The organism is Bradyrhizobium sp. Cp5.3, assembly GCF_000426265.1.
Taxonomy (GTDB): Bacteria; Pseudomonadota; Alphaproteobacteria; order Rhizobiales; family Xanthobacteraceae; genus Bradyrhizobium; species Bradyrhizobium neotropicale.
Map to the genome: position 1 here is coordinate 297,907 of NZ_AUFA01000001.1, position 24,306 is coordinate 322,212.

21 protein-coding genes are annotated in these 24,306 nt (G+C 65.2%); 10 read left to right on the plus strand and 11 right to left on the minus strand.

All coding sequences use genetic code 11. The features are described from left to right. Positions 1–18: 18 nt before the first annotated feature. Together K289_RS0101435 and atzF are read left to right on the plus strand one after the other, a co-directional pair. On the plus strand, positions 19–525 hold the full coding sequence (locus K289_RS0101435) for a MarR family winged helix-turn-helix transcriptional regulator (RefSeq protein WP_051310465.1): 507 nt from the start codon (positions 19–21) through the stop codon (positions 523–525). A 193-nt stretch (positions 526–718) separates the two neighbouring features. Next, positions 719–2,527: an allophanate hydrolase gene (atzF, locus tag K289_RS0101440; RefSeq protein WP_027549816.1), complete on the plus strand. Its 1,809-nt coding sequence runs from the start codon at positions 719–721 to the stop codon at positions 2,525–2,527. A 71-nt stretch (positions 2,528–2,598) separates the two neighbouring features. On the opposite strand, the gene K289_RS0101445 is transcribed toward atzF, so the two are convergent. The 11 genes from K289_RS0101445 to ugpB form a co-directional block, all read right to left on the minus strand. Further along, the gene (locus K289_RS0101445) at positions 2,599–2,814 is read right to left on the minus strand and encodes a hypothetical protein (protein ID WP_027549817.1); all 216 of its coding nucleotides are present in this window, start codon (positions 2,812–2,814) and stop codon (positions 2,599–2,601) included. Between the two features lie 110 nt (positions 2,815–2,924). Next, positions 2,925–3,647 carry a GntR family transcriptional regulator gene (locus tag K289_RS0101450; protein WP_027549818.1) on the minus strand — a complete coding sequence of 241 codons (723 nt, stop codon included), beginning with the start codon at positions 3,645–3,647 and terminating at the stop codon, positions 2,925–2,927. 4 nt (positions 3,648–3,651) lie between these two features. After that, positions 3,652–4,044, minus strand: coding sequence for an oxalurate catabolism protein HpxZ (gene hpxZ / locus K289_RS0101455; protein ID WP_027549819.1), 393 nt, complete (start codon positions 4,042–4,044; stop codon positions 3,652–3,654). A 1-nt stretch (position 4,045) separates the two neighbouring features. Further along, on the minus strand, positions 4,046–5,440 hold the full coding sequence (locus K289_RS0101460; RefSeq protein WP_027549820.1) for an AtzE family amidohydrolase: 1,395 nt from the start codon (positions 5,438–5,440) through the stop codon (positions 4,046–4,048). Positions 5,441–5,447: 7 nt separating this feature from the next. After that, positions 5,448–5,627, minus strand: a complete 180-nt coding sequence (locus K289_RS0101465; protein ID WP_027549821.1) for a DUF4089 domain-containing protein — start codon at positions 5,625–5,627, stop codon at positions 5,448–5,450. Between the two features lie 17 nt (positions 5,628–5,644). Next, positions 5,645–7,510 (minus strand): ABC transporter ATP-binding protein, encoded by a 1,866-nt coding sequence (locus K289_RS0101470; protein WP_027549822.1) that lies wholly within the window; start codon positions 7,508–7,510, stop codon positions 5,645–5,647. 364 nt (positions 7,511–7,874) lie between these two features. After that, the gene (locus K289_RS0101475) at positions 7,875–8,774 is read right to left on the minus strand and encodes an ABC transporter permease (RefSeq protein WP_027549823.1); all 900 of its coding nucleotides are present in this window, start codon (positions 8,772–8,774) and stop codon (positions 7,875–7,877) included. A gap of 65 nt (positions 8,775–8,839) precedes the next feature. Next, the gene (locus K289_RS0101480; RefSeq protein WP_027549824.1) at positions 8,840–9,853 is read right to left on the minus strand and encodes an ABC transporter permease; all 1,014 of its coding nucleotides are present in this window, start codon (positions 9,851–9,853) and stop codon (positions 8,840–8,842) included. A 272-nt stretch (positions 9,854–10,125) separates the two neighbouring features. Then, positions 10,126–11,748 carry an ABC transporter substrate-binding protein gene (locus tag K289_RS0101485; RefSeq protein ID WP_027549825.1) on the minus strand — a complete coding sequence of 541 codons (1,623 nt, stop codon included), beginning with the start codon at positions 11,746–11,748 and terminating at the stop codon, positions 10,126–10,128. A gap of 323 nt (positions 11,749–12,071) precedes the next feature. Next, positions 12,072–13,031: a phosphotransferase gene (locus tag K289_RS0101490; RefSeq protein WP_027549826.1), complete on the minus strand. Its 960-nt coding sequence runs from the start codon at positions 13,029–13,031 to the stop codon at positions 12,072–12,074. Positions 13,032–13,273: 242 nt separating this feature from the next. Continuing rightward, positions 13,274–14,632 carry a sn-glycerol-3-phosphate ABC transporter substrate-binding protein UgpB gene (gene ugpB, locus K289_RS0101495; RefSeq protein WP_035683574.1) on the minus strand — a complete coding sequence of 453 codons (1,359 nt, stop codon included), beginning with the start codon at positions 14,630–14,632 and terminating at the stop codon, positions 13,274–13,276. Positions 14,633–14,847: 215 nt separating this feature from the next. Between ugpB and K289_RS0101500 the strand changes: the two genes are divergently transcribed. From K289_RS0101500 to K289_RS0101535, 8 genes are all read left to right on the plus strand, one after another. Further along, complete coding sequence (locus K289_RS0101500; protein WP_027549828.1) at positions 14,848–15,843, plus strand: TRAP transporter substrate-binding protein; 996 nt, start codon at positions 14,848–14,850, stop codon at positions 15,841–15,843. 84 nt (positions 15,844–15,927) lie between these two features. Continuing rightward, positions 15,928–17,928, plus strand: a complete 2,001-nt coding sequence (locus tag K289_RS0101505; protein WP_245283839.1) for an ATP-binding protein — start codon at positions 15,928–15,930, stop codon at positions 17,926–17,928. Continuing rightward, positions 17,898–19,643: a DUF3369 domain-containing protein gene (locus K289_RS0101510; protein WP_027549830.1), complete on the plus strand. Its 1,746-nt coding sequence runs from the start codon at positions 17,898–17,900 to the stop codon at positions 19,641–19,643. Before K289_RS0101505 ends, K289_RS0101510 begins: the two co-directional genes overlap by 31 nt. 24 nt (positions 19,644–19,667) lie before the next feature. Next, entirely contained in the window at positions 19,668–20,405 is a 738-nt protein-coding gene (locus K289_RS0101515) for a response regulator (RefSeq protein WP_027549831.1), read from the plus strand. 305 nt (positions 20,406–20,710) lie between these two features. Beyond that, complete coding sequence (locus tag K289_RS0101520; protein WP_027549832.1) at positions 20,711–21,322, plus strand: sigma-70 family RNA polymerase sigma factor; 612 nt, start codon at positions 20,711–20,713, stop codon at positions 21,320–21,322. Positions 21,323–21,777: 455 nt separating this feature from the next. After that, positions 21,778–22,476 (plus strand): cytochrome c biogenesis CcdA family protein, encoded by a 699-nt coding sequence (locus K289_RS0101525; RefSeq protein WP_027549833.1) that lies wholly within the window; start codon positions 21,778–21,780, stop codon positions 22,474–22,476. A gap of 29 nt (positions 22,477–22,505) precedes the next feature. Continuing rightward, positions 22,506–23,069 carry a thioredoxin family protein gene (locus tag K289_RS0101530; RefSeq protein ID WP_027549834.1) on the plus strand — a complete coding sequence of 188 codons (564 nt, stop codon included), beginning with the start codon at positions 22,506–22,508 and terminating at the stop codon, positions 23,067–23,069. Positions 23,070–23,169: 100 nt separating this feature from the next. Further along, on the plus strand, positions 23,170–24,144 hold the full coding sequence (locus K289_RS0101535; protein ID WP_027549835.1) for a hypothetical protein: 975 nt from the start codon (positions 23,170–23,172) through the stop codon (positions 24,142–24,144). The last annotated feature ends 162 nt before the right edge of the window (positions 24,145–24,306 follow it).

Consider the following 24,306-nt stretch of genomic DNA (forward strand, 5'->3'; position numbering starts at 1 on the left):
TTTCGGCGGAGAAGCCACGTGTCGGAGAGAGCGATTCATCGACAGACCGGCGTTCCGGCGCGCAAGCGTGACGGCAACGGCGCGGCGCGACCGAACGACGCGGACGAGATCGGCCTCGACGCGCTGGTCGGCCACGCCGGCTATGCGGTGCGGCGCTTCCAGATCTGGATCTTCCAGGACTTCGTCAAGACGCTCAGCGAGGTCGACATCCGGCCGACGCAGTATTCGGTGATGACGGTCATCGGCGCCAATCCGGGCCTTACCCAGATGGCGGTGGCAAAACGCCTCGGTATTGAGCGCGCCCGGCTCGTGCATCTGCTCGACAGCCTCGAATCCCGCAGGCTGGTGAAGCGGATCAAGTCGAAGGCGGACCGGCGCTCCCACGCGCTGCATCTCACCGCGCAGGGCGCAACAGCGCTGGCGAAGTTCAAGCGTCTCGCCGCCGAACACGAGCGGCACGTCGAGGGGAAGATCGGCAAGGAGAACCGGGAGCACCTGCTCCGGATCCTCGCCTGCTTCACCTGATCCCGACTGCCCAGGATTTGGGCAGATGCCCCGATTAAAGCGCCGACGCGGTGACCGGTCGGCCATCTAAATATCGCCTAAGGCCATGATAAATTGATAATATCTAGAGCACCCGCCCCGCCCGGCTTCTGTACACAATGGCACATCGCTTGCTTCAATCCGGGCGAAGACGAATTGCCGGAGTTTTGTCGACATGGGGGCCGAACAGCCTGAAACGATCGCCGCGATTGTGGCCGCGCACCGCGCAGGCACGGTCACGCCGGCGCAGACGGTCGCGCGCAGCTATCAGCGCATCCGCGACCACCGGGATCCCGCGGTCTTCATCAGCTTGCGCAATGAGGCGGATGCGATGGCCGAGGCCGAGAAGCTCGCCGCGCGAGAGGACGCAGCGAGCCTGCCGCTCTACGGCGTGCCGGTCGCGGTAAAGGACAATATCGACGCGCAGGGCTTTGCGACCACCGCGGCCTGTCCGGCCTTCGCCTACACGCCGACGCATGATTCCACCGTGGTGGCGCGGCTGCGCGCCGCCGGCGCCATCGTCCTCGGCAAGACCAACCTCGACCAGTTCGCAACCGGCCTCGTCGGCGTGCGCTCGCCCTATGGCATCCCCAGGAATTCGATCCGCGAGGATCTGATCCCGGGCGGATCGAGCTCGGGATCGGCGACCGCCGTCGGCGCGGGGCTGGTGCCGCTGTCGCTCGGCACGGATACGGCCGGCTCAGGCCGCGTGCCGGCGATGCTCAACAACATCGTCGGGCTGAAGCCGAGCCTCGGCATGATCTCGACCGCGGGTGTCGTGCCCGCGTGCCGCACGCTCGACTGCGTCTCGGTGTTCGCGCTAACCGTGGACGACGCCGCGCTCGCACTCTCCGTGATGGCGGCGCCCGATCAGGCCGATCCGTTTTCGCGCGACCGGCCGCTTCAGCCGCTCACGCCGTTCCCGGCAAACCTGCGCCTCGGCACGCCGCGCAACGGGCAGCTGATCTTCTTCGGCGACAAGAAGGCGGAAGCGGCTTACGGCGAGGCGCTGCAACGCTGGACCGCACTTGGCGCAACCCTCGTTGAGTTCGACCTCGAGCCGTTCTACGAGACGGCGCGGCTGCTCTATGAGGGGCCCTGGGTCGCCGAGCGCTATCTCGTGATTCGCAATCTGCTCGCCTCCGCGCCGGATGCGATTCATCCGGTGACGCGCGAGATTACGGCGGCCGGCGCTCGGCTGACGGCAGCGGAGACCTTCTCCGCGCTCTACCGTCTGCAGGGCCTGCGCAAGGTCGCCGAGCGCACCTTCGCCAATCTGGACGCGCTGGTGCTGCCGACGGCGCCGACGGTCTATTCGACCGCGCAAGTGCTGGCCAATCCGGTCGAGCTCAACAGCCGGCTCGGCACCTACACCAATTTTGTGAACCTGCTTGACCTCTGCGGCCTGGCGCTGCCGGCGTCGATGCGTGCCGACGGCATTCCGTTCGGCATCACGTTGCTAGCACCCGCGGGACGTGATGCTTTCCTTGCGAGCATTGGCCGCGTCTTCCATGTGGATACGAAGCTGAGCCTCGGTGCGAAGGGCGTTGCGCAAGCACCGCTCGCGCCGCTGCCTGCAAGCACTGGCGACGAGATTCCGATCGCGGTGGTCGGCGCGCATCTCTCCGGCATGGCGCTGAACGGCGAGTTGACGGCGCTGAACGGACGCCTGATCGAGGCGACCAAAACCGCGCCGGACTACAAGCTCTATGCGCTCCAGACCACGCCGCCGAAGCCGGGCATGCTGCGCGTCGAAGCCGGCAAGGGCGCGGCGATCGAGCTGGAGATCTGGTCGCTCTCGGCATCCGCCTTCGGCAAATTCGTCAACGCGATTCCCGCGCCGCTCTCGATCGGCACGGTCAGGCTCGCGGATGGCCGCAGCGTGAAGGGCTTCATCGTCGAGCCCGAAGTGCTGGCCGATGCCCGCGACATCACCGCCTATGGCGGCTGGCGCGCGTATATGGCGGAGAGGGCGACGGCGTAAACTCTCTCAACAGCGTCATTCCGGGGCTGCGTGCCGCGCACGCAGCCCGACATGACGGGCTGAGACATCATTCACGCCGATTTGCGCCAGGCGGATCCGTTCTTCTTCTCGTAATCGTCGAACGCCTTGATGAGGCCGGACAGGACTTCGGCTGAAGTCTCGAGCATCGCGGCGAGCTGCGGCTCATCGACCTTGCGGATGTCTCCACGCAGATACGTCACCGTCTCCTTGAGACGCTGCTTCATCTTTTGGGTGTGACGCCTGGGGACTTTCTCGGAGGACGCCATCGCATTTCTCCTCATCGGGGCGATCCGAGGAAACGATCGGCGGGAGTGACGGTTCCTAGCCCGGGAACCTTCGCCAGGACGACATCGAGAGTGTGATAACCGTCGCTGCCTTAAACCGACACCGCGTAGATCTCATACTCCCCGCGTACCAGTTCGATATGCGCGCGCATGGCGGCGGCGGCGCCCTGCTTGTCGCCGCGCATGATGGCGACGACGACGCGGTCGTGCTCGGCTTGCGACTTGGCGAGGCGCCCGAGGTTGCGGAACTGGGCGCGGCGGAACGGCTGGACACGGACGCGCGTCGCAAGCGTGATCTCGGCGATATAGCCGTTCTGCGAGCCGGCATAGATCGCGTTGTGGAAGCGCTCGTTGACCTCGTGGAAGCGTTCGGGATTGCCGGTGTAGCTCAGGACCCTGAGCTCCTCGTGGATGGCCTCCAGACCATGGCGCTCGGCCGCCGACATGCGTTCGGCGGCAAGGCCGGCGCACAGCGCCTCGAGCTCCGCCATCGCCTCGAACATGCTGGTCAGCCGCTCGATCGAGGGCTGCGCCACCACTGCGCCGCGATGGGCGCGCGCCTCGACGAGGCCGCTCGCGACGAGCTGGCGCAGCGCTTCGCGCACCGGCGTGCGCGAGACGTTGAAGCGGCGCGCGATGTCGGTCTCGTCGAGAGGCGCGCCGGGCGCCAAGGTTCCGCGCACGATCTCGTCGGCGAGCTGCAGCCGCAGCTCCTCGGCGCGCGTGACCTTGTGCACGGTCGGTTGCGGCCGGTCGACACGCGGCACCACCGGTTCGGCTGGCAGTGCCCCTGGCGGAAAGTCGTCGAGCGTCATGCGTTCATGTCTCTTTCGACTCGTCGATGATGCTGACATGGGCGGCGACGACACGCCAGCCCTCCGGGAAGCGAATCCAGGTCTGCATCTGCCGGCCGACCTTGCCGGGCGCCGTTTCGCGATAGAACAAAGTAGAGGCGACGGCCGTGTCGCGGCCGTAGCTGGTGATGACGGTCTTGGCGGTGCGGCGGCTCAGGCCGACGGGAGAGCGCGCCGCGCGAAAGCCGGAGATCGCCTCATAGCCGTAGAGATTCTCGCCGATGCCGTAGCGCAGCGTGCGGGGATCGTTGCGGAAGAGCTCGCCGAGCACGGCGACGTCGTTGGTGACCAAAGCCGTCTCGTAGCGCTCGAACGCGGCTTTCACTTCCGCGATCACGTCGGGGAGATCGATCTGCATCTCAAAGTCCTCTCGGCGACGGCGCGGAGACCACGCCCATCTGTTCCAATGCGTGCGCGACGCGCAGGCCAATGTCCTCGCGCCAAGGCGCGGTGATGATCTGCACGCCGATCGGCAGCGGCTCGAGCGGCACCGGCACGGCCACCACGGGCAGGCCGATGAACGAGATCGGCTGGGTGTGGAGGCCGATATTGGCGCGCACCGGCATCTCGACGCCGTCGAGCGTGAAATTCACCTGGCCGAGTTTTGGCGCGACACAGGGCGTTGCGGGGGCGAGCAGCACGTCGACCGATTTGAACAGCTCCATGACCCGCGCGCGATACCAGCGGCGAAACTTCTGCGCGCGGTCGACCAGCGGCGCCGGCACCATCGCGCCGGCGATCAGCCGGTCGCGCACCGCCGGATCGAAATCGTTGGGGCGCTTGCGCAGGCGATCGAGATGGAGCGAGGCGCCTTCCGTCGTGGTGATGACATAGGCCGCCGCGCGGGCGCGCGAGGCTTCGGGAACGTCGACGACGCCAGTCGCACCGAGCGCCTTGGCAACGCGGCCGACGGCCTCGACAGCTTCGGGAAACACATTCTTCTGGAAGTGGCCGCCGGCGATCGCGACGCGCAGGCCCGCGATGGACTCTCCGAGCAGTGGCGTGACCGGCTCGACACCGCGCGTGGTGCAGGCGGCATCATCCGCATCCGGTCCCTGCATCGCGTCATAGGCCAGCGCAAGATCAGTGACGGAGCGCGCGAACGGGCCAAGATGATCGAGGCTCGCGACGAAGGGGAAGGAGCGCGCGCGCGACAGCCGGCCATAGGTCGGCTTCAGGCCAAAAATGCCGCAGAACGAGGACGGCACGCGGATCGAGCCGTTGGTGTCGGAGCCGAGCGCGATCGGCACCAGCGCGCCGCCGACGGCGCTGCCGGAACCGCCCGAGGAGCCGCCGGTCATCCGTGTGGTGTCATGCGGATTGCGCGAGGGACCGTCATGGACGTTCTCGCCGGTGAAGTCGTAGGCGTATTCGCCCATGTTGAGCGCGCCGACCAGCACGGCGTCGGCGGCTTCCAGCCGCTCGATCAGCGTCGCGTCGCGCGTGGCGGGCGCAAGGTCGCGGTTGATCTTCGAGCCGGCCCGCGTCGGCAGCCCTGCGACATCGAACAGGTTCTTCACCGCAAAGGGAACGCCGGCGAGCGGGCCGACTGTCTTGCCGGCGGCGATATCGGCATCGATCGCGCGCGCTCTGGCGCGGGCGCGGTCGGCGGTGACGTCGGTAAAGGAATTGAGGATGGTGTCGTGCTGCTTGATGCGCGCGAGCGCAGCTTCAATCACCGCGAGAGCGGACGATTGGCCGCCGGCCACCGCTTTCGCGATGTCCGCAGCCGTCGACTCTGGCTTGATCGTCATGGCGGCGTCAGGCCGTGAACACGGGCGCCGGCTCGGTCTCGTCCGGCAGCGCGAATTCGTCGACGAGGCGGCCGAGCCGCAGCGAGACTTCGAGGTTGGCGCGCACCGCAGGCCGCCAGGCATCCTCGACCGGCAGCGCCAGCGCTTTCGATACGGCGTCGATGTAATCGTCCAGCGGTTCGGCCATCACGCTCTCACAGTCTCTCAGTGCACCGGCAACGGCGGATGCGGGATCGCCGTCAACAGCTGCTTGGTGTAGTCGTCCTGGGGATCGCTGAGGACCTTCTCGGAAGACCCTTCCTCCACGATTCGACCCGTCCGCATCACAATGACACGATCGCACAATAAGCGCACCACATTCAAATCATGCGAGACGAACAGGTAGCTCATGCCTAGCCGCTGCTTGAGGTCCTCCAGCAGATTCAGGACCACCGCCTGCACCGAGACGTCGAGCGCGGCGGTCGGCTCGTCCAGGATGACGAGCTTGGGATGCAGCGCGATCGCCCGGGCGATGCCGACACGGGCCTTCTGGCCGCCGGACAATTGATGCGGAAAGCGGTCGAGCAGATTGAGGGGCAGGCCGACCATCGCCGCCAGTTCCTCGCAGCGGGTGCGGAGCGCATCGCGCCCCCTGACATTGCCGAGCTGCAGAATCGGATCGACGATGGCGCGCGCGGCGGTGAAGCGCGGATTGAGGCTGTCGGTCGGATCCTGGAACACCATCTGGATGCGGCTGCGCAGCGGCAGCCGTGCAAAGGCGCTCGGCATGATGCTGCCGATCTCCTCGCCATCGAACTGGATGCGGCCGGAGGTCTGATCGAGCAGCCGCATCACCATCATCGACGTCGTCGATTTGCCGCAGCCGGATTCGCCGACAAGGCCGACACTCTCGCCATGGCCGATCGAGAAGCTGATGCCATCGACCGCGCGGAACACATCCGGCTCGACCGGCGGCTTGCGGCCGAACAATTTGCCTAGCACTGCGGTGGCGCCCTGGCGCGGATACTCTTTCACGAGCTTCTCGACGAGGAGGAGGGGCTCTCCCTTCTCCCTCTCCCCGCTCTTCGCGGGGTCGAGACGAGCTTCGCTCGCTCTGAGAGGGTTGGGGTGAGGGGCTGCTTCCACGAGTGGAGTGCCTGGAGAGTCCCCCTCACCCGCCGCGCTCTGGCGCGCAAGTGCGCTGCCGAGCGCGTCGGCCTCTCCCCGCGTGCGGGGAGAGGCGAAGGAAGTTGCCGCGCTACCTTCCTCCTCCGGCAATAGATCCCGCAAGGACACACCGATCCGCGGAGTCGCGCGCATCAGCTTGCGCGTGTAGGGGTGCTGCGGATTGGCGAAGATGTCGGCAGCCTTTGCGGTCTCGACCACCCGGCCCTTCTCCATCACTACGACATGGTCGCAGTAGGCGGCGGCGAGGCCGAGGTCATGCGTGATCAGGATGGTCGACATCGCGCGCCGCCTGGTCAGCTCGACGATGAGGTCCATCACCGCCTTCTGCGTGGTGACGTCGAGGCCGGTGGTCGGCTCGTCCGCGATCAGGAGCTGCGGATTGCAGGCGAGCGCCAGCGCGATGACGACGCGCTGGCACATGCCGCCGGAGAGCTCGAACGGATAGGCGTGGTAGCGCTCGCGCGGCCGGGCGATCTTGACCTGCTCCAGCGCTAGAAGCGCCTTCTCGCCATGATCGGCGACCTGCGCCTGCTGCACATGGGTGCGCAGCACGTCCTCGATCTGGTCGCCCACTTTCCGGATCGGATTGAGCGCGGCGCGCGGGTTCTGAAAGATCATCGAGACCTCGCGGCCGCGCAGGTCGCGCATCTGGTCCTCGGTCGCGGCCTTCACATCGATGCCGGAGAACATCACCGAGCCCTCGGCGATCCGCCCGGCGCGGTCGAGGATGCGCATCACCGCATATGAGGTCACCGACTTGCCGGAACCGGACTCGCCGACGATAGCCAGCGTCTCGCCCTTGGCGACGGAGATGTCGACATGCTGCACCGCCTTGACGATGCCGCGACGGGTGGTGAATTCGACCGTGAGGTCCCGGACGTCGAGCAGGGGCTGGGCGGTCATGCTGGCCTCCGCAAAAATCGCGAAAACAACCCCATGCAAAGTAGAACGGGGCTAGTCCGGACGGATGCGCGCGAGGAGAGGTGAAGCGCGCCAAGCACTTGAGACCGTTCGAACATTTATATCCTCCGCTCCCTCTTCCCTCTCCCCGTTCTGACGGGGAGAGGGTTAGGGTGAGGGGCCTCTATCCGCGCAGACAATAGGCAGAGGAGTTCGCGGAGACTCCCCCTCACCCGGTCCGCTAACGCGGCATAGCCGAAGCTCAGCTTCGGCGTTTCCTTAAGGGACGGCCGCCAAAGGCGGCCTATGCCTCTCCCCGCAGGCGGGGAGAGGCGAAGAGCGGCGCGATGGGAGGAGCGTTCGAACATCACGTCCTCCGCTGCGGGTCGACGATGTCGCGGAGGCCGTCGCCGAGGAGGTTGAAGCAGAACACGGCGATCATCAGCGCGAGGCCCGGGAACAGCGCGATCCACCATTCGCCGGACACCATGAAGCCGGCGCCCTCGGCAACCATGATGCCCCATTCCGCGGTCGGCGGACGCACGCCGAGGCCGATGAAGGAGAGGCCGGCGGCATTGAGGATGGCGTAGCCCATGGTCAGCGACATCTGCACGATCATGATCGGCATGATGTTGGGCAGGATGTGCACGAGCAGGATGCGGAACTCACCGTTGCCGGACAGACGCGCCGCCTGCACGAAGCCGGCATTGCGACGGACATTGGCTTCGGCACGCGCCACGCGGGCATAGAGCGGGAAGTTCACGATGGCGGTGGCCAGGATGATGTTCTGCACGGTATTGCCGAGCGCGGCGACGATGCCCATCGCCAGCACGAACAATGGGAAGGCCATGATGGTGTCGGCGATGCGGCCCACGATGCGATCGGTCCAGCCGCCGAAATAGCCTGCCGCGATGCCGGCAAGCCCGCCCATCAGGAACACCAGAACGACGGAAGCAACCGCGATGAAAAAGTCGAGGCGGGTTGCGACGATGACGCGGCTGAAAATGTCGCGGCCGAGTTGATCGGTGCCGAACCAGTGCGCTGCCGACGGCGGTTTCAGTGCGGCCGCGGTATCCGATGCGAGCGGATCGTGCGGCACCACATAGGGGCCGAACAATGCCGCGAAGACGATGAGGAGCAGCAGCCCGAAGGCAAAGCCCGTGACCTTGTTCTCGCCGAGCACATACCGCGTGTGCTCGAACATCGCCGCGAACCCTGAGGTTCGGGCCGGTCCAATCGGTTCAACAGCAGGCGCAACGGTGCTCATGTTCGCACTCTTCTTTGGAGCATGATCTTGTCGGAAAACCGGCGTCCACTTTTCCGGATCATGCTCTACCCTTCCAGCCGCACGCGCGGATCGATCACGCCGTAGAGAATGTCGATCACGAGATTGAGCAGCACGTACATGACCGCCATGGTCAGCACGAAACCCTGCACCGGCGCGAAGTCGGACGCGATCAGCGCTTCCACCGCGTAGGAGCCGATGCCGGGCCAGGCGAAGACCTTCTCCACCAGCACGTTGGCGCCGAGCAGGAACGAGAACACCATACTCAGCGTGGTGATGACGGGCAGCATCGCGTTGCGGAAGGCGTAGGTGACGATGACGGTTGCCGGCGACAGGCCGCTGGCGCGTGCGGTGCGGACGAATTCGGAGGCGAGCACCGCGAGCATCGAGGCGCGCGTCATGCGCGCGATCGGCGCCAACGAGAAGATCGCGAGCGTCGCCGCCGGCAAGATGAGCTGGCTCAGCGCCGAACGGAACGCCTCGAGATCACGCGCGAGCAGCGTGTCGATGAGATGGAAGCCCGTCACCGTCGGCGGTGCGCTGTAGAACACATCCAACCGGCCGAGCGGCGCGGGCGACCAGCCGAGCTGGAAGTAGAAGACGTACACCAGCACGAGCCCGGTGAAGAACACCGGCAGCGACACGCCGGCCGTCGTCGTCACCCGGCAGAGATGATCGATCCACGACCCCGGCCGCGTTGCTGCGAGTACACCAAGCGGAATGGCAATCGCGATGGAGACGATGAGCCCGAGCAGCGTCAGCTCGGCGGAGGCCGGCAGGCGGTTGCGAATCTCGGTCGCGACCGGCTGGCCGGTCGTGAGCGAGGTACCGAAGTCGCCATGGGCGAGATCGTTGGCGTAACGGAAGAACTGCTCGACCAGCGGCTTGTCGAAGCCGAGTTTTTTCCGGATCTGCTCGACCGCCTCCTTCGTCGCGGCGGGACCGGCGAAGTACGCCGCCGGATCACCCGGCAGCGCGCGCGTGAGCAGGAAGGTAACGATGACGACGCCGATCAGCGATGGGATCGCAAACATCAGGCGCTTGCCGATTAGGGTCAGCATGGGGCGCTCCGAACTGTTGATGCTGATAGGCCGTCGACGCGAGCGCTCTCGCTCGTTGGCAACAATGCCGCCCCCTGCTCCGCTGCGTTCCCTCCCCCCTTGCGGGGGAGGGCTAGGGAGGGGGGTCGCCCCAAGCGAGGTCGGAGTTGGTGGCTACCCCCCTCCCTGCCCCTCCCCCGCAAGGGGGGAGGGAATGAAAGAAATGTGCCCACCTCACTCAAGCCACGGAGACCAACAAATGCCGATGCGTCGCAGACCATCAGCATGTTCGCTCACCCCTTCGCCATCGCGCGGTAATCGAGCCGGCGGTGGAACCAGTACTCGTAGCCGCTGATGTTCTTCTGCATCGCGACGTTGACGAAGGGCTGGTAGAGCGGGATGCGCGGGATGTCGGCGTAGGCGAGATCGACGAAGCCCTTCACGTCGGCGTCATAGGTCGCCTTGTCGCCGATCGCGGCGGCGTTGCGGGCGCCGTCGATCAGCTTGTCCATCTCCGCCGACTTGTAGCTCATGGTGTTGAAGACGGAATTGTTGCCGTGATAGCACCAGTAGAAGAAGTACTCGGGGTAATCGAGCCAACCCGAGAACACGTTGGTGAAGAGCGGCATCTCCTTCTTGTTGAGCTCGGTGCGCCAGTTGGCGCCCGGCACCTTGTTGATGGTCGTCCTGATGCCGAGCTGCGCGAGGCTCTCCTGCACGAGCACGCAGAGCGGCTCGTTGACGCCGGCGAAGTTGAGGTCGAACGAGATCGTGGTCTCAAAGCCGTTGGCATAGCCGGCCTCGGCCAGCAGCGCCTTCGCCTTCTCCATGTCGGTGTTGTATTTGTGCGGCTGCGGCCAGGCGATTTCGGTGGCCTTGTCCGCAGATGCGCCGAACATGGGATTGCCGAGGCCGAACAGCACGACGTCCATGATCTTCTGGTACGGCATCGCATAGGCCATCGCCTGCCGCACCTTCGGATTGTCAAACGGCGGCCTGGTGACGTTCATGCCGATATACTGGATGCCGTTGGAGAACGGCAGCGACACCACGTTGAGCTTGCCGTTGGCCTTCATCTCCTGGAAATCCTTGAACGGCAATTCATAGGAGATGTCGGCATCGCCGCGCTCCAGCAGCGCACGGCGGTTGCCGGCTTGCGGCACCATGCGCCAGATCACGCGCTTGATCTTCGGCAGCGGACCGCAGGCCCAATCCTCATTGCGCTCCATCACCACTTCGGTGCCCGCCGTCCACTTCGTCACCTTGTAGGCGCCGGAGCCCGCGGTCTGCTGTTTGGTAAACTCGAGACCCCACGGGTCCTTCTCGCTGGCGTTCTTCTTCACCAGTTCGGAGTTAACGACGCAGGGCACGATCACGGCGAGATCGGGAATCGTCAGTCGATCCTTCTTCAGGAAGTCGACGCGCACGGTGGCATCGTCGACCACGACGAACTGCTCGGGTTTTGTCAGCGAGCCCGCGCTCATCTGGAAGGTCGGAAAGCCGCCGACCGAGACGGCGCGGTCGAGCGACCACTTCACGTCCTTCGCGGTGACCGGCGTGCCGTCGTGGAATTTGGCGTTCTTGCGCAGCTTGAAGGTGACCGACATGTCGTCGATCTTGATGTCCTCGGCGAGCTCGCCCTTGAACTTGTCGCGGTCGTAATAGGGCACCCCGCCGGGACCGCTCTTCATCTCGTGGCTGATCAGGCGGTCGTAGCAATTCCAGGACACTTCATAGCCGGGCACGTTCGTGCCGACGCCGTGGATGTCGAGATTGTTGGGGCCGCCTTCGGAGACGATCAGCAGCGTCTCGGAGCGGGCATCGGCCCTGGCGGGAGAGATCACGGCGGGCATCGCCGGAAGCGCCGCGCCAGCGGCCAATCCGGACACGGACCTGAGGAAATCGCGGCGCTTCATGAAATGACTCCAACACAAACGTTTCTGGTTGGAGCTGGCATCGCAAGGTTCGTGCCAAGGCTTAGTGGAGACCTAGGTCCGACCTAAGAGATTGGTCTTGCAAGGTAATGTGGAAATCTACGCCTCTTCCGGCTGCCGCGTACACTTCACCAACTGCATACAAAGAGGCGTACTTGCTCATTAAATAAGCTGAAAGCCACCTACGCCCATTTGTTGAGCTGATTCACTGATATCGCCGTCGTCCTGGCGAAAGCCAGGACGACAGTGATGATTGGGGAGCCCGCCCCTTTCAACGCGCTCCACCGACGCCTCCTGCCCGCCGCTCACCCCGGCCAGATCAGGTCCTGAAGCTCGACGAGATCGTCTGCCTTCTGCTGCCAGCCCTCGATGCAGACATGGCTGTTGAGGTCGCTGGCACGATGCAGCAGCATGAGGGCCATCAGCCGCCGCTTCAGCGCGTAGTCCAGCTTCGAATAGCCGAAGCCTTCGAGCAGGCTGCGCACCCGGCCGGGCCGCCCTGCTGCCATGAAGGCGCCGGGGCCGAGCAGGTCGTAGTCACGCCATCCCGTCAGCACGTCGCCGAAGTCGAACAGGCCGGCGAGCGACCACTCGCCATCGTGGCAGGCGAGCAGGAAATTTTCCGGAATGTATTCGCCGATCAGGATCACCGGCGGCGCATCCATCGGAATGAGCCCGGCCGCATCGTGCAGGAGATCGTCGAGGCCGGCGAGAAATTTTGGCGCAAGGCCGAGACGTTCATGCCTGCTACGGCAGCCCTGCATCTGCCGGCGCATGAATTCGTCCCAGCGCGGCTCGATTTGCGCGAGCGGCCCGAGCGGAGCGCGCTGCACGGCCGCGATGGTCTCGCCGATCTGGCGCAGCACGCGCTCTTTCTGGTCTTCCGCTAGATGCGGCCACGCCTCCGAGCCGAGTGTTCCGGCAAGGCGCGTGATGACGAGAAAGGGCCAGCCGTCGCGCTCGCCTTCTGCGACGATCTCGGGAATCGGCAGGGAAAGGCGGCCCGCAAGCTGCGCCAGCGAACCGCGCTCGGAGACGAATTGCGCGCGCAACAGCGGCGGGAAGATCTTCAGGATCCGCTGCTCGTCGAGCCCGACGACGAGATTGGTCCCGGTCGAGAACACCTGCGGCGCGCGAGCTTCAAGGCCATGGCTGCGCGCGATGTCGATCGCGATCGGCAGCCACAGCCGTGGATCGGAACGCCAGACGCGAAAGCTTTCCGCGTCGGCGAAAACCGGCAGCGCCGACGATGCATCATCAGTCATCTGAGCGCGACCGGCACGACGTGCTTTTGAAGGCCGGCGCGTCTTGATTGGAGTAGGTTCACGCCAAGAACTCGGTGGACCTCTCCCGCTTGCGGGGGAGATCGGCGCGAAGCGCCGGGTGGGGGCTCTCTCCTCTTGGGGGTTCTCGATTGTGGAGACACCCTCTCCCCAGCCCTCCCCGCGAGCGGGGGAGGGAGCACACCTCCTTCGCGGCGACAGCCAGATCTAATCGTAACATGCCGCTACCGGTCCGGGCTCGCGCGCTCGAACTGGCGCAAGAGCTTATTGCCGCGCTCGACGGCGGAATCCAATGCCGCCTGTGCGTCCTTCTTGCCGGCAAAGGCCTGCTCCAGCTCGTCCTCGATCACGCCGCGGATCAGCACGAAGGAGCCGAGCCGGATGCCTTTGGAGTTCTGCGTCGGCTGGTGCAGCGTGATCTCCTCGAACGAGATCGACGAGCCCGGGTTGCGTTCGTAGAATCCTTGCGCGCGCGTCAGCTCGAACGCGGCGCGGGTGATCGGCAGATAGCCGGTGTTCTGGTGCCAGGCCGCCTGCACGCCGGGCTGCGACAGATAGGCGAAGAACCTCGCCACGCCCTTGTATTCGTCGCGCGGGCGGTCGCGCAGCACCCACAGCGTGGCGCCGCCGATGATCGAGTTCTGCGGCGCGTCCCTCACGTCCGGCCAGTACGGCATCATGCCGTAGCCGATCTCGAACTTCGAATTCGCCTTGATGTCGGCGCGCGTCGCCGAGGAGCCGATGAAGATGCCGCATTCGCCATTCTGAAAGCGCGGCTCGGCCGACTGCCCGCGGCCGCTGTAGTCGAACACCTTGTCCTTCTGCCACTCCGCGAGCTGGGCGATGTGATGCACCAGGGCTGCGTTGTTGATGGTCAATTCCGCATCCAGGCCGGCAAAGCCGTTGGTTCTGGTGGCAAGCGGAAGGTTGTGAAAGGCGGAGAAATTCTCGACATGAATCCAGGATGGCCAGGATGTGGTGAAGCCGCACACCGCGCCACGCTCGCGCAGGCGCTTTGCGGCGGCCCCGAGCTCGGGCCATGTCCGCGGCGGCTTCTCCGGATCGAGGCCGGCGTCGCGGAACATGGTCTTGTTGTAATAGAGGATCGGCGTCGACGCGTTGAACGGGAACGACAACAGATTGCCGGCGGCATCCGTATAGTAGCCGGAGACTGCCGGAAGGTAGACATCTGGCGCGAACGGCTCGTTCAGGTCGCGCATCAGGCTGTACACCGGATAGATCGCGCCCTTGGCCGCAGTCATGGTGGCGGTTGCGACCTCGTTGACCTGGACGATCGCGGGCTGGCCGCGCGAGCGGAAGGCGAAGATCGCCGCCGTCACGGTCTCGGTGTAATTGCCCTTGTAGCTCGGCACGATCCGATAGTCGGATTGCGCGGCGTTGAAATCAGTGGCGAGCTTCTCCAATTGCCGGCCGAGCTCGCCCGACATCGCGTGCCAGAGCTGAATATCGGTGGTGGCGCCTGCCGGCGAGGTCAGGGCGAGCACGGCAGCGGCGGCAAGGACTTGGACAAGGACTTGGACAAGGGCTTGGACAAGGGCTTGCAAGAGGCGCGAGGCTGACATCACGATTCGCTCATCCCGTCGGCTGCGAACAAAAAGGCGGCTTTCGCACATCCCGTGCTTAAGGCGCGGCACCTCCGGTTTCAACCGGGAATAAGGTTAAGACGCACCGCACAATCGACGGCCGCGACGGCCCGGGATGGCCTTCCCTTTACCATCTGCTAGATTGCATTGAACCTTTTCGTCCCGCCATAGACTCCATCACTGAGGGGTTGAGTGTGCCAGTGTTGAGCCGTGCCGAACTCTCGCGGACCGGGGTGGTTTTCGTCGTGCTTTTGTTCGCGATATGCGCGACGGAGGCGTTTGCGCGCGAATTTCGCGCCGCCGACACCCAGACCGAGGATTACCCCACCGTCCAGGCGCTGCGTTACATGGGCGCCCTGATCGCGGAGCGCACCGGCGGCCGGCACGAGGTGAAGGTGTTTCACTCCCGCCAGCTCGGCGAGGAGAAGGAAACGATCGAGCAGACCCGGGCCGGCGCGATCGACCTCAACCGGACCAACGTGGCACTGATCGGCAACTTCGTCCCGGCGATGAATGTGCTCGCCATGCCGTTCCTGTTCCGCTCCATCGAGCACATGCAGAAGGTGCTGGATGGTCCGATCGGCAGCGAGATCCTGGACAGCTTCGAGCCCTATGGCTTCGTCGGCCTCGCCTTCTACGATTCCGGCGCGCGCTCGATCTATAACGGCGTCCGGCCGGTGAAGGGTGTGGCTGATCTCAAGGGATTGCGGATCCGGGTGCAGCAGTCGGAGTTGATGAGCGAGATGATCCGCTCGCTGGGCGCCGAGCCGGTCGAACTGCCCTATGGGCAGGTGCTGACCGGGCTAGTGACCCATCTGCTCGATGGCGCGGAGAACAACTGGCCCTCCTTCGTGACGACGGATCATTACAAATATGCCGGCTACTACACGCTCACCGAACACACCATGAGCCCGGAGGTGCTGGTGATCTCGCTCAAGGCCTGGCAGAGCCTGACCGCCGACGACCGCAAGATCTTCAAGGAGGCCGCGCTGCGCTCAAGCCGCTTCATGCGCGAGAAATGGCGCGACCTCGACGAGCAGTCGCAGCACAAGGCGGAGGCTGCCGGCGTCACCATCGTTCGCGACGTCGACCGCAAGCCGTTCGAAGACGCGATGGCCCCGATCTACGCCAAGGCCGCGCGCGATCCCGCCGCGGCTGCGCTGATCGAACGCATTCGCAAGGTGGAGTGAGGCTTTTTGGCTGAGCCCGGACACAGCGAGCACGCGGACAGGCTACCCGGCCCGATCGGGCGGCTGCGCGCGCGCCTGGTCGGCATGCTGCGGGCGGTGCCGATCCGCTGGCGCATCCTGTCGATCGCCGGGCTCAACTCCGCCGTGGTGGTGGTGCTGGTCGGGCTGATCTGGAACGGCTCGCAGGTGCTGGGCTCGGCCTGGGACGACGTGCGCCAGGTGCGCGAGTCCGACAAGATCCTGGCGCTGCTCGAAAGCGAGACCGGGCGGCTGCAGAACCTGATCCACCGCTACATCAACCAGCCGAGCCCGGACCTGTTCGCCGAAATCCTGCTGCTGCGCGAGGCCGTGCTGGGCACGCTGACCAACCGCGCCGCCAAGGACCCGATGCTGGCTGGTTCGGTCGAGGAGCTCGAGCGCACCACCGAGCGCTTCCTCAACGGCTTCGGCGAGCTGCGCAGCGTGCAGGCGACCATTGCCAAGACCTATGAGGAGCAGGTGCAGGGTCCGGCCAAGGACATGGCGGGCCTCTATTCCATCATCGAAGGCGCCACCGGTCACCGCGACGCGCTGATCTGGCCCTCGCTCGGCAAATCCCGCGAGGCCTTTACCGCGATGCTGGTCGCGGCGAATTCATATTATTTGTCGCTGTCACCGGCCGCCGCCGACGACGCGCGCCGCAACACCGAGACGATCGAGAAGACCATCCCGGTGATGATCGATCTCGCCGACAACGACCTGCAGCGCATGGCGCTGCAGAAGCTGGCGGCGCGCACCACCGCGATGCGCGAGGGCTTTGCCAAGCTGTCCGAGCAGCTCACGAGCCGCACCGAGCTGCTCCGCAACACGATCGACGCCAGCCAGGCCGAGGCGATCGGCGCGATCGACGATCTCTCGACCAAGATGCGCCAGCGCGAGCAGAAGGCACAGGAGACCTTCGACCGCACGCTGGCGGACATTTCGCGGCGGGTGCTGTCGATCGCCGTGATCTTCCTCGGCATCATCCTCACCGCCGGCGTGCTGATCGCGCTGTCGATCCGGCTGCCGCTGCAGCAGATCATGACCGCGATGCGCGCGATCACGATGGGCGATCTCGACCGCGAGGTGCAGGGCATCAAGGCGCGCGACGAGGTCGGCGCCATGGCGCGCGCGGTGGAGGTGTTCCGCGAGAACGCGATCGCCAAGCGCAATGCCGAGGACGAGCTGCGCGCGTCCAAGGAGAAGGCCGAGAGCGCGCTGCTCGAGCTCAACACCGCGCAGCAGAACCTGATCGATGCCGAACGGCTCGCCGCGCTCGGCGGGCTCGTTGCCGGTGTCGCCCACGAGGTCAACAACCCCATCGGCATCAGCCTCACCGTTGCCTCCAGCTTCGCCCGGCGCAGCGAGATCTTCGAGGCGCAGCTCAAGGGCGACGGCGGTTTGCGCCGCTCGCAGCTCGAGGAGTTCGTGCAGGCCTCGCGTGATGCCTCGCAGCAGCTCGTCGCCAACCTCACGCGCGCCGGCGAGCTGATCCAGTCGTTCAAGCAGGTCGCGGTCGACCGCTCCCATGCCGAGCGGCGGCAGTTCTCCCTCAACGAGGCCACCGATCAGATCATCGCGAGCCTGCGCCCCGTCCTGAAGCGCTCGCCGATCACGCTCAAGGTCGACGTGCCCGAGGGACTCTTGCTCGACGGCTATCCCGGCTCCTACGGCCAGATCCTGACCAACCTCTTCCTCAACGCCGCCAACCACGCCTTCGCCGACGGCCGCGCCGGCACGATCTCGATCTCGGCGCGGCCGCGCGGGGCCGACGACATCGAGATCATCTTCGCCGATGACGGGGCCGGCATGACGCCCGACGTGCAGCGGCAGGCCTTTGACCCTTTCTTTACCACCCGGCGCAATGAAGGCGGCACGGGCCTCGGCCTGCATATCGTCTATAACCTGGTGACCCAGCAGCTCGGCGGGCGGATGATGCTGGAATCCAAGCCGGGACAAGGCACTACTTTCCGGATTATCATGCCGCGGGTCGCCAAGGGCGGCGCGCAAAGCACAGAGACTGACGGGACTTCTCAATGGCCGAACAGGACGATGTCCTCCACCTGATCGACGATACCGGTACCGCGTCGGAGGATACCAGCGCCCGGAAATGGAAGATCGCCGTCATCGACGACGATCCGGCCGTGCATGACGGCACCCGCTTTGCGCTGTCCGATTACAGCCTCAACGGCCAGAGCCTGGAGATCCTCTCCGCCTATTCCGCGGCGGAAGGTCGCAAGCTGATGCGCGAGCACGGCGACATCGCCGCGGTGCTGCTCGACGTCATCATGGAGACGGACGTCGCGGGTCTCGAGCTGGTTGAATTCATCCGCAACGAGATCAGGAACGAGACCGTGCGCATCATCCTGCGCACCGGCCAGCCCGGCCAAGCGCCCGAGCGGCGCGTGATCGTGCAGTACGACATCAACGACTACAAGGCCAAGACCGAGCTCACCGCCGACAAGCTGTTCACCTCGCTGACCGCGGCGCTGCGCTCCTACCAGCAGCTCGAGCGCATGGTGCAGACACGGCGCGGGCTCGAGATCATCATCGATGCGGCCTCGACGCTCTACGACTTCAAGTCGATGCAGCGCCTCGCCGAGGGCGTGCTGACCCAGCTCGCCTCGCTGCTCAATGTCGACTGCGCCGGAATACTGGTCCTGCGCGACAATGGCGGATCGGACGCCGAGCTCTCGGTGCTCGCCGGCAGCGGCTGCTACAGCCGCTTCATCGGCACGACCTCGTCGAAGGCGCTCGATCCCGACCTGCGCGCGCTGGTGGAGGCCGCGTTCCAGCGCCGCAAGAACGAATTCGCCGACCATCGCAGCGTCATCTATTTGCGCACCGGCTCTGGCCGCGAGGTCGTCGTGCTGCTGCAGGCCGAGCGCGAGCTGTCCGAGACCGACCGCTCGCTGGTCGAGATCTTCTCCAGCCGGCTCTCGATCGCCTTCGACAACGTGATCCTCTATCAGCAACTCCAGGACGCCAATACGCAGCTCGAGGACCGCGTCGCCCAGCGCACCCGCGCGCTGATGCAGGCCAACCGCCGCCTCTCGGCGCAATGGCTGCGGCTGCAGCGCGCCAACGGCTTCAAGAACGAGATTCTCGGCACGGTCGCCCACGACCTGAAGAATCCGCTCGGCGTCATCCTCGGCCGCACCGAGATGCTGAAGGAGCTGATCTCGACCGGCGCCTCCGAAGCTGGCGTGATCTCCCAGGTCGACCACATCCGCGACGCCACCAAGCGGCTGACCACGATGGTCGATCATCTGATCTCGGACGCGATGGCCGATGCCTTCGACATCACCATCCGCCGCGAGCCGGTCGACGTCGCCGCGCTGGTCCAGGAGGTTGCCGAGGCCAACCAGCCGCTCGCCGTCAACAAGCAGCAGGCGATCAGCGTCATCGCGCCGCCCAACATCGTCACCATGTGCGACACCGATCGCATCCGCGAGGCGATCGACAATCTCATCAGCAATGCGATCAAATACAGCCCGATCGGCGGCAAGATCGCCGTGGAGGTCACGCATGAGGGCCATGACACCGTCGTCCGCGTCACCGACGAGGGCGCCGGCCTGTCGCCGGAGGATCTCGGCCGCCTGTTCGGCCGGTTCCAGCGGCTGTCGGCCAAGCCGACCGCGGGCGAGAGCTCGACGGGCCTTGGGCTTTCCATCGTCAAGCGTATTATCGACATGCATGGTGGCGAGGTCACCGCCGAGAGCGACGGCCCCGGCAGCGGATCGACCTTCACCATCACGCTGCCCGCGACCGAAATGCCCTGATCTGAATGCCAGGATCTGAATGATATGACCCAGAGCCAGCACATCATGATCGTCGACGACGAGGCCCCGGCCCGGGAAATGGTCGGCGATTACCTCAAGATGCACGGCTTCAACGTGACGCTGTGCGACGGCGGCAAGAGCCTGCGCACGGCGATCGAGGGCGGCATGCCCGATCTCGTCGTGCTCGATCTCAACATGCCGGAGGAAGATGGGCTCTCGATCATCCGCGACCTGAAGAGCCGCATCAACGTGCCGGTGATCATGCTCACGGCGACGGCGAGCCCGATCGACCGCGTCGTCGGGCTCGAGCTCGGCGCCGACGACTACGTGGCAAAGCCCTGCGAGCTGCGCGAATTGATGGCGCGCATCCGCTCGGTGCTGCGGCGGAGCACGCCGGTGAAAGCAGCGGCGACGGAAGCCGCGGCGGCGAAATCGGACAAGGATCAATTGGTGCGCTTCGGCACCAAATGGCTCGACCTCGAAGCGCAGGCGCTCCGCGATGACGAGGGCAACGAGCATCCGCTGACCGCGTCCGAGTTCGGGCTTTTGAAAGTGTTCGCGGCCAATCCGAAGCGCGTGCTGTCGCGCGAGCGTCTGCTCGAATTGGCCAATGCGCGCGATGCCGAAGCCTTCGACCGCGCCGTCGACCTCCGCATCATGCGCATCCGCCGCAAGATCGAGCCCGATCCGACAAAGCCCGCCGTGATCCGCACCATCCGCGGCGGCGGCTACCTGTTCTCGCCGGCGGGCGAGAAGGCGTAAGGGGCGCAGGCGCAGGCAACACCCTCTGCCGTCGTCCCGGCCTGCGCGGCTCTAATTGCGGCCTCGTCAAACGCAAGACCCCAAATTTCGTTCCGCCCAGTCCAAATCCGCACTACCGTATTTTCCGTACATTGAAATTGCACGGTTTTTTGTCCCGAATGTTTCGTCGCGCGGCTTGCGACGAAACAATTTGGCGGCGCACGAAACCATTTTCCGCTTGTCGCGCAGACGTCCCGAAACGCTGGCTCTTTAACACTTTGGTCCAAGGAAACGCCGCTCGGTTGCGGCGCTACGGGGAGCCAGTCATGCAGAACGTCGTCGCCATCAACGCCGAAGCCAGCCAGAGCATCATTGCTGCTCAGGCGACCTCGGACGACATGCTTCTGGAAAGCATCGCCGACGGCAACCGGACGGCCATGCACATTCTCTACTGCCGGCATAATGTGCGGGTGTACCGCTTCATCCTGCGCATCGTGCGCGACGCCACCGCGGCCGAGGACCTCGTCAGCCAGGTCTTCCTGGACGTGTGGCGGACCGCCGGACAATTCCAGGGCCGCTCACAGGTCTCGACCTGGCTGCTCTCGATCGCCCGCTTCAAGGCCCTGACCGCGATGCGCCAGCGCCGTTTCGAGGACATCGACCAGGACGACGTGCGCGAGATCCCCGACGAGGCCGACACGCCCGAGACCTCGCTCGACCGCAGCGACACCAGTGCGATCCTGCGCGCCTGCGTGGCGAAACTGTCGCCCGCGCATCGCGAGATCATCAACCTCGTCTACTACCATGAGAAGTCGGTGGAGGAGGTCGGTGCGATCATCGGCATCCCGCAGAGCACGGTGAAGACGCGGATGTTCTACGCCCGCAAGCAGCTGGCCGACTTGCTTAAGGGCTGCGGCGTCGACCGCTTCGCGGCGTAAAGAATTTAGATTTCAATGGGATAGGACCACGGATTCGGCCCTATCCCGGACACGGAAGTGTTACCGCCGGCGAAACAATTGAAACAAAGCACGACATCAGGCGGAAAAACTTCGGCCCTATAAAGCTCACATACGGTTTTGGTTAAACCTCCCAAGGACCTCCAACGACCCGGACGGGATGCCCCCCTCCTCCGGGTCGTTTTCTGTTTGAGGTCAGGTTCTTGCCGCGCGCTCCGGGCGATGCAAAGCATCGTCCCGTGCGCGGCGGGTGAGGGTTCTCTCCTCTTCGGGAGTGTCCCATTGGGGAATCACCCCCACCCCCGGCCATCCCCCGCAAGCGGGAGAGGGGGAGCACCGTCGTCGTGGCCCGCACCTTCGTCACGAATGCGTGACGCTGCGTAACGATGCCCGGCCTCCTCGCGAAACGACCTAGTGACCCCTTCGCGAGTGGCCTGATGCTCGAACTGATCTTCGCTGTGCTTGCCGGCATCCTCACCATCGCCGCGCCATGCACGCTGCCGATGCTACCGATCCTGCTCGGCGCCTCGATCGGCCGCACCTCGCATCTGCGCCCCGCGATGATCGCGCTCGGCTTCGTCGTCTCGTTCTCCGCAACCGCACTGCTGCTCGGCGCGCTCACGCGGCTGTTCGATTTCGACCCCAACGTGCTGCGCTCGGCTGCGGCGATCCTGCTGCTCGGCTTTGGCCTGTTGATGCTGTGGCCGGCACCGTTCGAATGGCTCTCGATCCGGCTCAATGCCTGGCTCGATCTCGGCTCATCCAGCGCCGCGCAGCGTGCGGGCGCGCTCGGCGGGCTCGTGCTCGGCACCACGCTGGGCCTGGTCTGGACGCCCTGCGCCGGCCCCGTGCTCGGCTCGATCCTGACGCTGGTCGCGACGTCGAAGAACCTGTCCTGGGCCGGCACGCTGCTGGTGGCCTACGCCATCGGCGCTGCCATTCCGATGCTGGCGATCGCCTATGGCGGGCAGGCCGCGACCACGCGCGTGCGCAGCCTCGCGCGCATCTCGCCGCGCCTGCAGCAGGGCTTCGGCGTCGTCGTGATCGCCTTCGCCGTCGCGGCCTATTTCCAATACGACACGCTGATCGTGGCGTGGCTCACCGGCTTCTACCCCGCCGGCCAGATCGGCCTGTGATCAACCATTGCCTACCGGAGGAAGCTTCCATGTCTCTCAAACTGCTCGCCGTATCTGCAGCGCTGATCGGCTTCACCGTGACCGGCGCCGTCATCCCCGGCATCTGCGACGAGGCCGCAAGCGCGACGCCGATCGTCACCGCGGCCGCAACGCAGGCGACCGCGCCCGAGTTCACCGGCATCAGCAACTGGTTCAACTCCAAGCCGCTCAACATCGCCGATCTCCGCGGCAAGGTCGTGCTGGTCGATTTCTGGACCTATGGCTGCGTCAACTGCGTCAACACCCTGCCGCACGTCACCAAGCTCTATGCCAAATACAAGGACAAAGGGCTGGTCGTGGTCGGCGTGCATACGCCGGAATTTCCGTTCGAGCGGTCGGCGTCCAATGTGCAGGCCGCGCTGAAGCGCCACGGCATCACCTATCCGGTGGCCCAGGACAACGACTCCCGGACCTGGAACGCCTACCGCAACCAGTATTGGCCGGCGCAATACGTCATCGACCAGAGCGGCAAGATCGTCTTCCAGCATGAAGGCGAAGGCAGCTACGACGAGATCGACCGGACGGTGGCGAAGCTGCTGAACGCCAGCAGCTGAGGCCGCGCGGACACCGCGGCTGGTTCCTGCTGTAGCCGTTGCTGCTTGACTCCACGGATACGTCCGTGGAGTTTCGTGCCGACGGAATCAGCCGCCCGCAATGGACGACGCGCCCACCAGCAACGACATTCGCCTTCGTGAAGGCGCCTCGATCGCGCAGCGGCTGGTCATGGCCGGTTTTGCGGCGGCCGTTGCCCTCTGCTTCACGCCAGGCCTGTTCACGCACGACTATTTGGAAGTCATCATCTCGGTGGCCGCGCTCCTTTTGGGGGCCGCGTTCATCGGCGGTGTCATGCTTGCACCGGCGGTGGTGTGGATCATCACGCCGAATGAAATCCTGATCGGGCGACAGAGCCCCTTCGGACGGCTCCGCAGCCGGATCGTCGCGAAGAACGACATAGCGGAACTGGGGGTCCCCAGAAGCAAGGTTTCCAAGGCGCGCTTCCATCTCGTCTTCACGCTTGTCTCGGGCGAGCGCCTGACGTCCCCGCCGATCTCCGACGTCACGCATGTCCGTGAAACCGTTAGCCGGATCGCCACGCAGTTCGGCGTTCCCAATGTCGAGACACCGGTCAATCCGCTCGATGCCACCAATCCCGAGATGCACCTTGGCGAACCGGTCGAGCCGTTTTCCACCAGAGACGTTCGGATCGTGGCATCGATCGTGGTCGGATTGTCCGTCGTTCCCTACGCCTACAAGTTCTGGCGTGGTCTGTCGCCCGGCCCGGTCGACATCATGCTGCTGCCGATTGGTGCGATCGCCGCGTACGCCGTGCACCGATACGCCAATCTCGTGACCGGCGCCTTCTGGATCATCCGGCAAGGGGATATTCGCGTCGAACGCTTATGGGGCGACGGCAAGCTGCGCGCGGACCACATCGAGGGGCACGACGTCGAGGCGATCACGGTCGAGCGCCGCGGCCGATCCGAGGACGAGCACTGCATCATCGTGATCAGATTGCGGTCCGGACAAAGGTTTCGCAGCCCCCGCATCGGCTCGCGAAACGAGGCGCGCGCCGTGGGCGCCGAAATCGTCCGGCGGCTCGGGATCGAGCCTGAGAACAGCCAGATCTGACAGCCCTCTGCCCGCCGTTGAGGTTGTAGCCACTGCTTTTCGCGCCATGCCCCCATTTCATGGCATTGAGACATGTCAAAAAACCAAAGTATTCTCGTGACATACCAGCCGGGCGCGCCATCAACTTGCCATGAACTTGCCCCTGAGATTTGATGGTTCCGA